The organism is Mesorhizobium sp. B2-8-3, from assembly GCF_006440815.1.
Classification (GTDB): Bacteria; Pseudomonadota; Alphaproteobacteria; order Rhizobiales; family Rhizobiaceae; genus Mesorhizobium.
Genome location: NZ_VFTW01000010.1, coordinates 1 through 12,617, shown reverse-complemented (window position 1 = coordinate 12,617; position 12,617 = coordinate 1). Strand labels below are relative to the sequence as shown.

Here is a 12,617-nt window from a genome sequence, read left to right as displayed (position 1 = left end):
TCCCGGATCACGTTTCAATCAGCGGATCGGCGGACCGTATTGCAGGCCGCCCTTGGTCCACAGCGCGTTGATGCCGCGCGCGATCTTGAGCGGGCTGCCCGAGCCGACATTGCGCTCGAACATTTCGCCGTAATTGCCGACCGCCTTGACGATGTTGACAACGAAGTCGTTGGAGAGGCCGAGATCGGCACCGTATTTGCCGTCGGGTTCAGTGCCGAGAAGGCGCTGGATGTTCGGGTCGGTCGACGTCTTCATCTCGTCGACATTGGCCTGCGTGATGCCGGCTTCCTCGGCGTTGAGCAGCGCAAAATAGGTCCAGCGCGCGATATGCGCCCACTGGTCGTCGCCCTGGCGCACGGCCGGGCCGAGCGGCTCTTTGGAGATGATCTCAGGCAGCACGACATGGTCGGCCGGCGAGGAGAGCGTCAGACGGATGCCATAGAGGCCGGACTGATCGGTGGTGTAAGCATCGCAGCGGCCGGCGTCATAGGCGGCGTTGACCTCTTCGAGCTTCTCGAACACGACGGGGTTGTACTCCATCTTGTTCTTCTTGAAGTAGTCGGCGAGGTTGAGCTCGGTTGTGGTGCCGCTCTGCACGCAGACGGCCGCGCCAGAAAGCTGCAGCGCTGAGTTCACGCCGGGCAGCTTCTTGGCGTTGATCATGAAGCCCTGACCGTCATAGTAGGTGATGCCGACAAAATCGAGGCCGAGCGCGCTGTCGCGGTTGCTGGTCCAGGTGGTGTTGCGCGACAGGATGTCGATCTCGCCTGACTGCAGGGCGGTGAAACGCTCCTTGGCGCTGAGCGGCGTGAACTTGACCTTGGAGCCGTCACCGAAGACAGCGGCCGCAACGGCGCGACAGAAGTCCGCGTCGATGCCCTTCCAGTCACCCTTGTCGTCCGGCGCCGAGAAGCCGGCGAGGCCGGTCGAGACGCCGCACTGGATAAAGCCCTTCTGCTTCACGGTATCGAGCGTGCCGGCCGAAGCGGCGGACGCCATGAACCCGAGCGCGGCGGCGCCAAGAATGCCGATTGCAATGTGTTTCATGACCCACAGACCCTTTTCTGTTACAGGCGCCCCTATCGCCAGGCGACGCTTGATCTTTTTTCGTTTGTGAACGCAGCTCCCACTTCAAGGCCCACTCCCGGACCCGCATCGGTTGCCGATGCGCTGCCTCCCATTCACGAAACGCATCGAAGGCGATTATTCCTGTGAGGTCAAGGGAAATGACCGATTCCAGAGAGGTTTGAAAAGCAATTGCCGCAAATGCCTGAATTACGGACAAGAGCACATGAAACCGGCAGGCGATGCGAACAAATCAGCCAAGTTGCGCCGCCGCGAATCGGTGGTCCGGCGCCAGAATCCGCAGCGGCAATAGCGGTGCTTTACTGGGCTTGCGCGCCTTTGCATTGGCCCAGCGGAAGATCGGCTTTTGGCGGGCTCGGCGCGGTTGCGCCGGCATTGCCGCCGCTTTATGGCTGGTCCGCTGACATCATTCGACAGGCGACGAACCATGGCTAGAAACGGCATCGAAATGGGCATCAACACGCTGCTTGCCCATTCGGGCAACAACCCGCACGACTATTTCGGCTTCGTCAACCCGCCGGTCGTGCATGCCTCGACGGTGCTCTATCCCGACGCCGCTTCGATGGCCAGGCGCAGCCAGAAATACACTTACGGCACGCGCGGCACGCCGACGATGGACGCGCTGACGCTCGCCGTCGATGCGCTGGAAGGCTCGGCCGGCACGATCGCGGTGCCTTCCGGGCTGGCGGCGGTGACGATACCACTACTCACCTTCCTTGCCGCCGGCGACCACCTGTTGATCGTCGACAGCGTCTACCACCCGACGCGCCACTTCGCTGATACGATGCTGAAGCGGCTCGGCGTCGAGGTCGAATACTACGAGCCGCGCATCGGCGCCGGCATCGCATCGCTGATCAAGCCGAACACAAAGGTGGTGTTCACCGAATCGCCGGGATCGAACACCTACGAGGTGCAGGACATCCCGGCTATCGCCAAGGCTGCGCATGCTGCCGGCGCTATCGTGATGATGGACAACACCTGGGCGACGCCGCTCTATTTCAAGCCGCTCGACCATGGCGTCGACATCTCGATCCATGCGGCGACGAAATATCCGGCCGGCCATTCCGACGTGCTGCTCGGCACGGTGTCGGCCAACGAGACCCATTGGAAGCAGCTTTATGATGGCTTCTGCACGCTCGGCTGCTGTTCGGGACCCGACGACATTTACCAGGTGCTGCGCGGCTTGCGCACGATGGGAGTGCGGCTCGACCATCACCGCAAGAGCGCGCTCGAGATCGCGGGCTGGCTGGAAGAGCAGCCCGGCGTCGCGCAGGTGCTGCACCCGGCTCTGGAAAGCCATCCCGACCATGCGCTCTGGAAGCGCGATTTCTGCGGCTCCAGCGGCATTTTCTCGATCGTGCTCAACGGCGGCGGGCAGAAGGCGCAGCACGCCTTCCTCGATGCGCTCAAGATCTTCGGTCTCGGCTATTCCTGGGGCGGCTATGAGAGCCTCGCCGTTCCGGTCTTCCTCGGCGACCGCATACTTGCCAGGGGTTCGTATGCCGGCTCGCTGATCCGGCTGCAGGTCGGGCTGGAAGATGTCGAGGACCTCAAGGCCGATATTCTGCGCGGGCTGGCAGCGGCAGCCGCGGCCGGGTGACAGGCTAATCGGCGCAAGATTCCGACCGGCAGACAAGCCTCGGTCGAAGAAGTAGCATTGCCGATGCTACACTCGGGAACCTTTTGTCGGCAGGCGCATCCAATCGCGGATGTAACGTTGCCGGGAGATCGGGGCGAGATGAGACAGCCTGCTATTGAAGCCGCCGAAATCGGTGCGGCCAGGGCCGGCGACATGGCATTGGTCAGACGGGCGCTTTCGCGCGATCCGGGTGCGTTCCGCACTATCATCAAGACGCACAACCAGCGGCTCTACCGCATCGCGCGCGGCGTCGTGGGCAACGACGCCGAGGCCGAAGACGTCGTGCAGGAGGCCTATATGCGCGCCTTCGCCAATCTCGGTGCCTTTCGCGGCGAGGCTTCGCTTTCCACCTGGCTGTCACGCATCGTCATCAACGAAGCGCTCGGCCGGCTGCGCAAGCGCAAGCGCGTCGTAGCGATGCCCGAAAACCCGGAGGCGCAGATCATCCGGTTTCCCTTGAACCAAAACGACTTGAATCCAGGTGACGATCCGGAGCGGACGATGGCGCAGCGGCAGATTCTGGGACTCGTCGAACGGGCGACCGACAGCCTTCCCGATGTCTATCGCACCGTCTTCGTAGCCCGTGTCATCGAGGGCCTGAGCATCGAGGAAACCGCCGAGCTTTTGGGTATCCGGCAGGAAACGGTGAAGACGAGGCTGCACCGGGCGCGTGCCCTCGTGCGCAAGGCGCTCGATGACGAGATCGGCCCGGTGCTGCTCGACGCCTTCCCCTTCGCCGGCCGGCGCTGCGATCGGCTGACACAGGCGGTGATGACAGGGCTCGGATTCGAGCACTGATTTCGGTCTTTTCCCGGGAACATTTCGTTCTCGCCCGCATCCAATGGCCGTCAACACCAGATGAGCCCAGGGCCATGCGCGCCGGGCGAAGGAGATATCATGTTCATGCGACCGACCGCCGCCCTCGCAGCCCTTTTCTTCGTCAGCACCGCGCCGCTGGCGCTAGCCGCCGAAAAGCCCACCGACCCGCAGATCGCCCACATCGCCTATACGGCCGACGCGATCGACATCGAAGCGGCCAAGCTGGCCATCAAGAAGTCCAAGAACAAGGCGGTCGTCGACTTCGCCAAGGACATGGCGCGCGACCATGAGGCGGTGAACAAGCAGGCGCTCGACCTGGTGAAGAAGCTGAAGGTCACCCCCGAGGACAATGACACCAGCAAGGCGCTGGCCAAGGCGGCGGAGGAAGAACGCGCCAAGCTGGCGAAGTTGAAAGGGGCTGCCTTCGACAAGGCCTATATCGACAACGAAGTCGCCTATCACAAGCAGGTCAACGGCGCGCTCGAAACCCTACTAATCCCATCGGCCAGCAATGCCGAACTGAAGAGCCTGCTGGAGACTGGTCTCAAGATCTTCCAGGGACACGAGCAGCATGCCGAACATGTCGCCGGCATGCTGAAATGAGATCGCTGCTTCTTGCCATGGCGCTGACGCTCATCGCTTCGCCGGCGCTTTCGACCACGATCAAGGTGACGATCGACAAGCTGGTCTTCTCGCCGGCAAGCATTCAGGCCAAGGTCGGCGATACGATCGAGTGGACGAACAACGATATTCTCGCCCACACCGCCACGGTCAAAGGCGGCTGGGATGTGATGATCCCGACAAAGTCGAAGGGCAAGGTCACGCTGAAGGCGGCGGGAGCGGTCGACTATTTCTGCCGCTTCCATCCCAACATGAAGGGCCGTATCGAGGTAGCCCCTTGATCCGACCTACCAATCGAGCGAGGCGCGCCGCGCCTCGCCCGATTTAGTTGTGGTCATGATCCTTTTGCCTGTGCCGGTGCGCGGCCTGCTTTGCCCGGTTGCCACAGGCGGCCATGCTGCACCAGCGGCGTCTGTGACCGCGCGTATGGTCGGCGAAAAGCAACGTCCAGGCGGAACCTTCACAAGCCTTCACATTGCCGATGGCGTGCAGGTCAACAGCGTGTGCCGGGACCGGTGATGACCGGCCGGCGACGCTCCTATCTCGAGCACTGGGCACCGCTGCACAAGATGAGCGTCAAGGATGCGGCGGCGAATTTTCCGAAAGAAGCCGGCATCGCCCGATATGGAGACCCGGAGGAGATCGCCGAGCTGATGGCCTGCCTCGTCTCGCCGCGGCACGCTGGATGACCGGCTCGACGCTGCGCATGGACGGCGGTGAGGTGAAGTCTGTCCGAAGGAGGACAATGCAATGATTGCCTGGGATCGCGTGACGCGCGCGCATATCTTGCGCGCGATAGAGGACTACGACCGGCTGGGGCCTGACCGATTTTTCGCCGAGCACGGCTTTGCGCCGACCACGACCTATGAATTGGCCTGGGAAGACCGTCTTTATCCACCAAAGGCGATCCTCGGCACCGCCTATGAGTTCGCTACGGGTGCGCGGCTAGCCTCTGGCGATTTCAAAGGGGGCAAGAGTGGTGCGGTGAAGGTGCTCGGCGCGCTGGGATTCAACGCCCGGCCAAAGCAAAGGTAGGGGTGGCCGGCGATTGCAGGGCCGATTCCGCAAACGGCCGTAACGCCTTGGCGCGATTGAGAAAGCCGAGGCCGCTGGCGGCATGTCCTACTCAGCTGGCGGCGCAATAATATTCTCCCAGGCTGCGAATATACGGATTGGTTTGGCTTCCAAATCCGTGGTTTCAACGGCATTGCGAGCAACGCAATTCCACCCCAATCGATCCAGGACCTGCCATGGCGTTCCGCCTCTTTGTTCCGATCCTAGCCGGCGCCACGCTGCGCGAACGGCTGATCGCCTGCATCGGTGCCGTGATCGGCATCGCGCTGACCGGCGTGATCAGCGGGCTTGCGATGGGCAAGGGCGCGGATGTAGCAATGCTGGTGGCGCCGATGGGTGCTTCGGCGGTGTTGCTCTTTGCCGTTCCCTCGAGCCCGTTGGCGCAGCCCTGGTCGATCATCGGCGGCAACACGATCTCGGCGCTGGTCGGCGTGACGGTGGCGCATTTTGTGCACGACACGGTGATCGCCTCTGGCCTTGCGGTGGCGCTGGCAATCGCCGCCATGTCATTCTCGCGCTCATTGCATCCGCCGGGCGGCGCAGCAGCGCTTACCGGCGTACTCGGGGGGCCGGCCATTGCCGCCGCTGGCTTCCTGTTTCCTTTTTTGCCGGTGGCGCTGAACTCAATCATATTGGTGACGCTCGGTTTTCTGTTCCACAAGCTGTCACGACGCAGCTATCCGCACGTGCATCAACCCGCGGGCGGCCACGGCACCGCCGACCGGCCGCCGGCCGAGCGTGTCGGTTTCCGGCCCGAGGATGTCGATGCGGCGCTGTCCGCGCTGGACGAGACTTTCGACATCGACCGCGACGACCTGGAGCGCCTGCTGCGCCAGGTCGAGTTGCAGGCGATGGTGCGCTCGCAGCGCACGCTCCTGTGCAAAGATATCATGTCCCGCGATGTGATCTCGGTGCCGGAAACCGCCTTGGCCGACGAAGCACGCAAACAGCTGATCGATCACAACATCCGCACTCTGCCGGTGGTCGACACGGACGGCAAACTCACCGGCGCGGTAGGCCTGCGCGAGCTGACGAGAGCCACCGATACGGTGAAAGGGGTGATGTCGAAGGCCGGCACCGCCTTACCCGACACGCCGGCGATGAGCCTGCTGCCCGTGCTGACCGACGGGCGCAGCCATGCCGTGGTGATCGTCGATAGCGAGCGGCATATACTCGGCCTGATCACTCAGACCGACATGCTGGCGGCAGCCGCGCGCGTACAGGCGCCGGCGCAGCTCAAAGCGGTGGCATAGTGCTGGACCAATCACCTGGCATGCCCCCGCTCGCCGTTCGATTGCGCTACCGCGCCGCTCGTCTTGTCCCGGCCGGCCGGGTGATATGCATCCATGTGCCGTCATAGATCGGCTTGCGTCGTTCCATCCAGGCACTCAGGCCTTCGCGCAGATCGGCCGTGGGAGCCATGCGCGCGAATTGCTCTGCCTCGACGAGCAGGCCTTCGGCGGTGCTCTGGTTGAGGCCGCGCGCGACAGCGGTGAGGATGCTCGCCACCGCCGCCTGCGAGTGGCTGACGATGCGCCGCGCGAGGTCGAGCGCGGCCGGCATCAACTGACCGTGCGGCACGACCTGATTGACGAGGCCGAGCTCCAGCGCCCGGGCGGGTGAGAACGCATCCCCGGTGAGCAGCAGCTCCAGCGCGCGCTTGCGGCCGGCCAGTCTCGGCAGGCGCTGCGTGCCGCCGAATGTCGGCGGCATGGCGAGTTTTATCTCGGGCTTTGCAAACAGCGCGCGATCATTGGCGATCGCCAGCGGCACCGCTTCGGTGATTTCGCAGCCGCCGCCAAAGGCGAGGCCGTTGACGGCGGCGATCACCGGCTTGCGGAAGGCCTCCAGCCGGGCCGTCAGGCGCTGGCCGCGCGCCACGAAATCGCGCAGCGCGACATCGGCGCCTTCGGCCACGCTCAACGAGAATTCACGGATATCGGCGCCGGCGGAGAAGGCGCGCTCCCCTGCCCCGGTAAGGATGACGGCGCGCACGCCATCGTCCGTCTCGATCAGGTCGAGAAGCGAAAGCAGCCGGTCGATCAGCGCGTAATTCAGCGCGTTCAGCTTGTCGGGGCGGTTGAGGGTGAGGATGACGACGTCGTCGCGCGTCTCGCTCAGTACAAGGTCGGTCATGACTTTTCCTTTCCGGCAGTTCGGCGGGATAGGAGCAGGCTTTCGATTGCTTGTATATTCACTAGTCAGTATACTACGAACATGAGCGAAAAGGCCAATCCCACCCGAAAGCGCCTCGTCGATGCGGCGACCAAGCTGTTCTATGCCGAAGGCATCGGCCGCGTCAGCGTCGATGCGGTGGCCGAAAAAGCGGGGCTCACCAAGCGCACGCTCTACTATCACTTCAAGAGCAAGGACGACCTGATCGCGGCCTATCTCGACGGCCGCGACCAGCCCAATCTCGAACAGATGGCCGGCTGGTTCGAGGCGTCGGAGGGCGGCGCGGATAAAAAGGTGGAAGCAATCTTCACCAACCTGGCGCGGGTGGCGCGCCACCCCAAATGGAAGGGCTGCGGCTTCCTGCGCACGGCGGCAGAGTTGGCCGCGACGCCGGGGCATCCGGCGGTGAAGGCTGGAGCGCGCCACAAGACCAATTTCGAAAAATGGCTGGCAAGCGCGCTTTCAAGCCACGATGTCGCCGAGGCGAAAATGCTGGCGCGCGAGATCGTGCTTCTGATGGACGGCGCCTTTTCCAGCATGCTGATCCATCACGACCCCGACTACGTCGCCGCCGCCGGCCACGCCGCCGCGACGCTGATACGGGCAAGGATGACGGGCAAAGGCTAAGCCGGATCGTAGCGCTCCCTGCGCTCCGAATAGAGCGGTCCGAAAGGACCGCATCCTCAGGACCAGGCCAGCCAGGCCGTACCGACCAGAAGCGTCACCAGCGTCAGCGGCAGGCCCACCTTGAAGAAGGCGGAGAAGGAAAGCTCCTTGCCGGCCGCCTTTGCCTGCTCGGCGACAATCAGATTGGCGACCGAGCCGAGCAGCGTGAAATTACCGGCAAGCGTCGAGCTCATTGCCACAACAAGCCAGGCGCGCTCCGGGTTTTCCAACCCAGGGATGAAGGGCCGGAGCGCCAGTACCGCCGGCACATTGCTCATGATGTTTGAAAGCACCGCGGTGAAGCCAGAGAGCCGCCAGACATCGTCGAGGCCGATGTTCTTCGCCCAAGCGATCATATCGGGCGTGAGCAGCGTGCGCTCGGCTCCGGCCACCACCACGAACAGCCCGGCGAACATGAAGAGCAGCGGCCCGTCGATCTCGCGGTAGATGCGCCGCGGCTTGATTGCCCGGGTGACCAGCAGGAAGGCGCCGGCAATCAGTGCTGCCTTGGCGACGGGAACGCCGGCAAAGAAGGCGAGCGCCAGCAGCACGCAGACGATGGTGGCCTTCAACACCTGCCCGGGCAGCATGCGGCCGCGATAGACTTCCGGGCTGAGTTCGGCGGGGCGGGAGAATTCGGTGCGGTAGACGATGCGCACGATGACGATGACGCAGAGCAGGCCGAACAGCGCCACCGGCGCGAGCGCCAGCGTGAAAGCCGGATAAGAAATGCCAGACAGCGCGCCGATCACCATGTTCTGCGGATTGCCCGTGATGGTGGCGACGCTGCCGCAGTTCGAGGCCGTGCAGGTGGCGATGAGGTAAGGCACCGGGTTGCGGTTGATGACCCGTGTGACGTGGACGACGATCGGCGCCATCACCAGGCAGATCGCGTCGTTGACCAGGAAGGCCGAGAGCAAGCCGGTCAACAGCGTCACCATCACCAAAAGCATGAAGGGCGCATGGGCATGCTCGATGGCAAAGCCGCCGAGCGCCCGAAACGCGCCCGAGACCTTCAGATGCGCCACGACGATCATCATGCCGAGCAGCAACGTGATGGTGTCGAAATTGATGGCTTTGTAGGCATCATCGATGCCGATCGCGCCGATGGCGATCATGGCGGCGCCGCCCAGCAGCGCAATGCCGGCGCGGTCGAGGCGCAGGCCCGGGATACGGCCGACGGCGACGCCAGCATAGGTGAGCACGAGGATGAAAAGCGCGCCGGCGCCAGTCCAAGTCATTGCAAGAAGGTTCCCGTTGCCTGCCCTGCCCCCGCCAGAATCCGTCGACGCATCGGGCGGCACCACATTTAACAAGGCCAGCGCAAAGGGAAAGCGCGCAAGCGCATGAAAGCCTTGTCCCGCTTTCATGCCTTTCACGTTCATAAACCCTAATGTAAAGAATAGTGAATTAACATATGTGACCGATATCCAGGCGTTGGGGACTAAACGGATGAATACGGTCGTTGAAGCGGAACATCGCGTCCCGCCACGGGAGGAATTGATGCGTCCGCAGGAATGCTCCCGTTGTCATGGGGCCAAGAAAGTTTTCGTTTGCGCGCGCTGGCTGAGCTCAAATGGCCATTGCTGCCCAGGAGGCACGCATCGGCTGAGTTGTCCTGGACACAGCATTGTCTGCCTCGAATGCAGCGGACGCCAGAGCTAACGAGATCCGTGGAGGAGTGCCGGTCGACCGCCAAACGCAGCCGCGGCGGAATCTTCCTTTTGGCATCGGCTGAGCACGCTGTCGTTAAAGTTTGACGTAGCCAGACCTGGCTAACTTGCTGCATTCATTGCCTGATGGACTTGGCTATTGCCTTGCGCTTTGCCGCCGCCTACGACTTGGCGAATTTCATGATTTCCTCAGGGCTGACAAAGCAATGATCGTCCGACTGCGACGCGCCCTGCGATGGCAAGCGCTTCCGCTCCTTGCCGGCTTTGCCACTGTCGCACTGATCATTGGCGCACGCGCCATCCTCGCCGAAGCGCAGATCGCGGATCGCGACGCCAGCCGCGAAGCGTTCGAAGCCCAGCAGTTGCTATCGAGCCTGCTATCGCTCGCCCAGGACGCCGAGACCGGCCAGCGCGGCTATCTGCTGACAGGCGAGAAGAACTACCTGCTGCCATATCAGCATGCGGTCGATGCGCTGCCGGCGCTGCTCAGGCGCATCGACGAGATGTTTCCGGCCGCCAGCGACAGGGCGCAGCAGGCCGTCGGCATCAAAGATGCGATTACCCGCAAGCAGGCCGAACTCGCGGACACGATCAGGCTCTACGACACGGGCAACACGGCCAAGGCCCTGGACATCGTGCGCGGCGGCCGAGGCAAGCTGGATATGGACCAGATCCGCGCCAATATCGACGCAATCCGGCGCATCGACGGCGCGAGCCTCGCTTCCCGCGCGGAGCGCATGGAGCAAATCGAAGGCTGGTTGCGCGCCGGCTCGTTCGCCGCGCTGCTGGGCATCTTCCTGCTCGGCATCTACACGATCCGCCAATCCAGCCGCCGCTTCCACGAGGTGGCTACGGCGCAAGACGCCTTGAGCGCGAAGAACGCTGCGCTGCTCAACGAGATCGAGACGCGTGAAAAAGCGGAGTCGCAACTTCGCCAGGTGCAGAAGATGGAAGCGGTTGGCCAGCTCACGGGCGGCATCGCGCATGATTTCAACAATATGCTGGCCGTTATCACCAGCGCCATGAACATCGCGCAGCGCAAGCTAGCTCGCGGCGAACATGACGTGCAGAGCTTCGTCGAGGCGGCCGCCGACGCGGCGGCGCGCGCCGCCAATCTCACGGCCAGGCTGCTTGCCTTTTCCAGGCAGCAGCCACTGGCGCCACAGATCGTCGACGCCAATCGCCTCGTCGCCGGCATGTCGGACCTTTTGCGCCGCGCGCTCGGCCATGCGGTCGAGATCGAAACGGTGCTGGCGGGCGGACTCTGGAAAACGCATGCCGACCCGAGCCAGGTCGAGAACGCGATCATCAACCTGGCGGTCAACGCGCGCGACGCGATGGACGAAAAGGGCAAGCTCACCATCGAGACGGCCAATTGCTATCTCGATGAAGCCTATGCGGTGGGGCATCCGGAGGTGAAGGCTGGCCAGTATGTCATGATCGCGGTGACCGACACCGGCGCTGGCATGTCACCCGACATCATGGCCAAGGCTTTCGAGCCGTTCTTCACCACCAAGCCTGCAACCAAGGGAACGGGGCTCGGGCTCAGCCAAGTGTTCGGCTTCGTCAAGCAATCGGGCGGACACGTCAAAATCTATTCGGAGCCCGGCGAAGGCACGACGATCAAGATCTATCTTCCACGTTTCACAGGCCCGGAAGAGACGGCAGCGCCGCCAAAAGCAAGTGGCAGGAGCGATGTCCCGGCCACCGAAACCGTCCTGCTCGTCGAGGATGACGCCCGCGTGCGCTTTTCGACGGCCGCTACGCTGCTGGAGCTCGGCTACACGGTCGTCGAGGCCGCCAGCGGTGAGGAGGCGCTGCGCACGCTCGCCGAGAATGCGGCCATCGCACTGATGCTGACGGATATCGTTATGCCGGGCATGAACGGCCGTCAGTTGGCCGAACAGGCACGCGGGCATTCCCAATCGCTGAAAGTGGTGTTCATGACCGGCTTCACCCGCAACGCGGTCGTGCACAATGGCGTGCTCGACCACGATGTGCACTTCATCGCCAAGCCGTTCACGCTGGAACAACTGGCGGCGAAGCTGAGGGATGCGCTGGCTTGATTGCTGGGCGGCTATCAGATCCGTCCGAGCACAACCAGAATGATGACAATGACAAGAACCAGCCCCAGACCACCGCCGCCATAGTAGCCCGTGCCGTAGAACGGCCCGCCGCCCAAGCCACTGAAGCCGCCCAGCAGGGCAAGGATAAGAATGATTATAAGAATTGTGCCGAGGCCCATGGACTTTTCCTCTTTCTGAAGCGCGAACCCAGCGCCGTTATGACCAAGTCAACTCGCAAGCGGCACGCATGTTCCGCTCACCTCCGGGCCGATGCTATTCAGGACTGGCCGAGTGAGCCGACACCATTGGCTGCCCGGGGTTGGCCTCAAGTTTGATGGGAACCAAAAACATAAGCGCGATGGCGATCGCGATCGAGGCGATAACGGTAGCGGTGCTGAATACGTCTTTCACGTTCCCATCCTTTAATATTCAAAGATGCTGAACAACGCCTTCGCCAAGTCTCCTGTTCCACTTGACCTTCGTGGAACCATTCTCCCGTCCGCAACGTTTGAGGCAGCCCGATCTGGGCAACCTTGGGATAAAACGGAGGCAGGCATATGGGCGCATCGGTTCTCATCGGCATATTGATCACCTTCCTGGTGGTGATCCTGGTGCTCTACCTTGTGCAACGGCTGCCGCTCGATGCCCGCGCGCGGCAGATCGCGCAGATCATCGTCATCATCATCGGCATCATTTCGCTGCTCAAATATCTTGCGGTGCTCTAGGCGGTGGTGACGATTTAACTATTTGAGCCAGATGGCGATAGCGGCGAGTTTGACGAAGCCCATGAAGTTGGCG

Annotated in this window: 15 protein-coding genes and 1 pseudogene; 10 read left to right on the top strand and 6 right to left on the bottom strand. The window is 62.8% G+C overall.

What is annotated here, in order from left to right:
- Window positions 1-18: 18 nt before the first annotated feature.
- A complete protein-coding gene (locus FJ418_RS16580) occupies window positions 19-1,047 on the bottom strand; it encodes an amino acid ABC transporter substrate-binding protein (RefSeq protein ID WP_140640998.1) in 1,029 nt (342 codons plus the stop codon).
- A 466-nt stretch (window positions 1,048-1,513) separates the two neighbouring features.
- On the opposite strand from FJ418_RS16580, the gene FJ418_RS16575 reads away from it, so the two are divergent.
- The 4 genes from FJ418_RS16575 to FJ418_RS16560 all read left to right on the top strand — a co-directional run bounded on the left by FJ418_RS16575 (window position 1,514) and on the right by FJ418_RS16560 (window position 4,446).
- Complete coding sequence (locus FJ418_RS16575) at window positions 1,514-2,686, top strand: cystathionine beta-lyase (RefSeq protein WP_140867353.1); 1,173 nt, start codon at window positions 1,514-1,516, stop codon at window positions 2,684-2,686.
- 138 nt (window positions 2,687-2,824) lie between these two features.
- Window positions 2,825-3,523 carry an RNA polymerase sigma factor gene (locus FJ418_RS16570; protein WP_140867351.1) on the top strand — a complete coding sequence of 233 codons (699 nt, stop codon included), beginning with the start codon at window positions 2,825-2,827 and terminating at the stop codon, window positions 3,521-3,523.
- Between the two features lie 99 nt (window positions 3,524-3,622).
- Window positions 3,623-4,147 carry a DUF4142 domain-containing protein gene (locus tag FJ418_RS16565; protein ID WP_140640992.1) on the top strand — a complete coding sequence of 175 codons (525 nt, stop codon included), beginning with the start codon at window positions 3,623-3,625 and terminating at the stop codon, window positions 4,145-4,147.
- Window positions 4,144-4,446 (top strand): cupredoxin family copper-binding protein, encoded by a 303-nt coding sequence (locus FJ418_RS16560; RefSeq protein ID WP_140867348.1) that lies wholly within the window; start codon window positions 4,144-4,146, stop codon window positions 4,444-4,446. Before FJ418_RS16565 ends, FJ418_RS16560 begins: the two co-directional genes overlap by 4 nt.
- A 43-nt stretch (window positions 4,447-4,489) precedes the next feature.
- Here the strand turns inward: FJ418_RS16560 and FJ418_RS16555 are convergent.
- Window positions 4,490-4,642, bottom strand: a pseudogene (locus FJ418_RS16555) (CGNR zinc finger domain-containing protein); the annotation flags it as partial.
- A 41-nt stretch (window positions 4,643-4,683) separates the two neighbouring features.
- Between FJ418_RS16555 and FJ418_RS32390 the strand changes: the two are divergent.
- From FJ418_RS32390 to FJ418_RS16540, 3 genes are all read left to right on the top strand, one after another.
- Entirely contained in the window at window positions 4,684-4,854 is a 171-nt protein-coding gene (locus tag FJ418_RS32390) for a hypothetical protein (protein WP_246683087.1), read from the top strand.
- Window positions 4,855-4,915: 61 nt separating this feature from the next.
- Window positions 4,916-5,200: a hypothetical protein gene (locus FJ418_RS16545; protein WP_140867344.1), complete on the top strand. Its 285-nt coding sequence runs from the start codon at window positions 4,916-4,918 to the stop codon at window positions 5,198-5,200.
- Between the two features lie 215 nt (window positions 5,201-5,415).
- On the top strand, window positions 5,416-6,492 hold the full coding sequence (locus FJ418_RS16540; RefSeq protein WP_140867341.1) for an HPP family protein: 1,077 nt from the start codon (window positions 5,416-5,418) through the stop codon (window positions 6,490-6,492).
- Between the two features lie 46 nt (window positions 6,493-6,538).
- Here the strand turns inward: FJ418_RS16540 and FJ418_RS16535 are convergent, their stop codons facing one another.
- Complete coding sequence (locus FJ418_RS16535) at window positions 6,539-7,375, bottom strand: crotonase/enoyl-CoA hydratase family protein (RefSeq protein WP_140867338.1); 837 nt, start codon at window positions 7,373-7,375, stop codon at window positions 6,539-6,541.
- An 81-nt stretch (window positions 7,376-7,456) separates the two neighbouring features.
- On the opposite strand from FJ418_RS16535, the gene FJ418_RS16530 reads away from it, so the two are divergent.
- A complete protein-coding gene (locus FJ418_RS16530; protein ID WP_140867335.1) occupies window positions 7,457-8,041 on the top strand; it encodes a TetR/AcrR family transcriptional regulator in 585 nt (194 codons plus the stop codon).
- Window positions 8,042-8,097: 56 nt separating this feature from the next.
- On the opposite strand, the gene FJ418_RS16525 is transcribed toward FJ418_RS16530, so the two are convergent.
- The gene (locus tag FJ418_RS16525) at window positions 8,098-9,321 is read right to left on the bottom strand and encodes an anion transporter (RefSeq protein WP_140867332.1); all 1,224 of its coding nucleotides are present in this window, start codon (window positions 9,319-9,321) and stop codon (window positions 8,098-8,100) included.
- Between the two features lie 638 nt (window positions 9,322-9,959).
- Here FJ418_RS16525 and FJ418_RS16520 point away from each other — a divergent pair.
- On the top strand, window positions 9,960-11,819 hold the full coding sequence (locus FJ418_RS16520; protein WP_246683069.1) for a CHASE3 domain-containing protein: 1,860 nt from the start codon (window positions 9,960-9,962) through the stop codon (window positions 11,817-11,819).
- A gap of 14 nt (window positions 11,820-11,833) precedes the next feature.
- Here FJ418_RS16520 and FJ418_RS16515 read toward each other — a convergent pair whose 3' ends face one another.
- Together FJ418_RS16515 and FJ418_RS31930 are read right to left on the bottom strand one after the other, a co-directional pair.
- The gene (locus FJ418_RS16515) at window positions 11,834-11,998 is read right to left on the bottom strand and encodes a DUF3309 family protein (protein WP_082048942.1); all 165 of its coding nucleotides are present in this window, start codon (window positions 11,996-11,998) and stop codon (window positions 11,834-11,836) included.
- A gap of 94 nt (window positions 11,999-12,092) precedes the next feature.
- Window positions 12,093-12,230 carry a hypothetical protein gene (locus FJ418_RS31930; RefSeq protein WP_181166962.1) on the bottom strand — a complete coding sequence of 46 codons (138 nt, stop codon included), beginning with the start codon at window positions 12,228-12,230 and terminating at the stop codon, window positions 12,093-12,095.
- Between the two features lie 146 nt (window positions 12,231-12,376).
- On the opposite strand from FJ418_RS31930, the gene FJ418_RS16510 reads away from it, so the two are divergent.
- On the top strand, window positions 12,377-12,544 hold the full coding sequence (locus tag FJ418_RS16510) for a Thivi_2564 family membrane protein (RefSeq protein WP_140867329.1): 168 nt from the start codon (window positions 12,377-12,379) through the stop codon (window positions 12,542-12,544).
- Window positions 12,545-12,617 lie beyond the last annotated feature (73 nt).

What these genes read in the sequence shown, in the direction of transcription:
- FJ418_RS16580 (WP_140640998.1), bottom strand. Translation starts at nt 1,047, where the DNA reads ATGAAACACATTGCAATCGGCATTCTTGGCGCCGCCGCGCTCGGGTTC.
- FJ418_RS16575 (WP_140867353.1), top strand. Translation starts at nt 1,514, where the DNA reads ATGGCTAGAAACGGCATCGAAATGGGCATCAACACGCTGCTTGCCCAT.
- FJ418_RS16570 (WP_140867351.1), top strand. Translation starts at nt 2,825, where the DNA reads ATGAGACAGCCTGCTATTGAAGCCGCCGAAATCGGTGCGGCCAGGGCC.
- FJ418_RS16565 (WP_140640992.1), top strand. Translation starts at nt 3,623, where the DNA reads ATGTTCATGCGACCGACCGCCGCCCTCGCAGCCCTTTTCTTCGTCAGC.
- FJ418_RS16560 (WP_140867348.1), top strand. Translation starts at nt 4,144, where the DNA reads ATGAGATCGCTGCTTCTTGCCATGGCGCTGACGCTCATCGCTTCGCCG.
- FJ418_RS32390 (WP_246683087.1), top strand. Translation starts at nt 4,684, where the DNA reads ATGACCGGCCGGCGACGCTCCTATCTCGAGCACTGGGCACCGCTGCAC.
- FJ418_RS16545 (WP_140867344.1), top strand. Translation starts at nt 4,916, where the DNA reads ATGATTGCCTGGGATCGCGTGACGCGCGCGCATATCTTGCGCGCGATA.
- FJ418_RS16540 (WP_140867341.1), top strand. Translation starts at nt 5,416, where the DNA reads ATGGCGTTCCGCCTCTTTGTTCCGATCCTAGCCGGCGCCACGCTGCGC.
- FJ418_RS16535 (WP_140867338.1), bottom strand. Translation starts at nt 7,375, where the DNA reads ATGACCGACCTTGTACTGAGCGAGACGCGCGACGACGTCGTCATCCTC.
- FJ418_RS16530 (WP_140867335.1), top strand. Translation starts at nt 7,457, where the DNA reads ATGAGCGAAAAGGCCAATCCCACCCGAAAGCGCCTCGTCGATGCGGCG.
- FJ418_RS16525 (WP_140867332.1), bottom strand. Translation starts at nt 9,321, where the DNA reads ATGACTTGGACTGGCGCCGGCGCGCTTTTCATCCTCGTGCTCACCTAT.
- FJ418_RS16520 (WP_246683069.1), top strand. Translation starts at nt 9,960, where the DNA reads ATGATCGTCCGACTGCGACGCGCCCTGCGATGGCAAGCGCTTCCGCTC.
- FJ418_RS16515 (WP_082048942.1), bottom strand. Translation starts at nt 11,998, where the DNA reads ATGGGCCTCGGCACAATTCTTATAATCATTCTTATCCTTGCCCTGCTG.
- FJ418_RS16510 (WP_140867329.1), top strand. Translation starts at nt 12,377, where the DNA reads ATGGGCGCATCGGTTCTCATCGGCATATTGATCACCTTCCTGGTGGTG.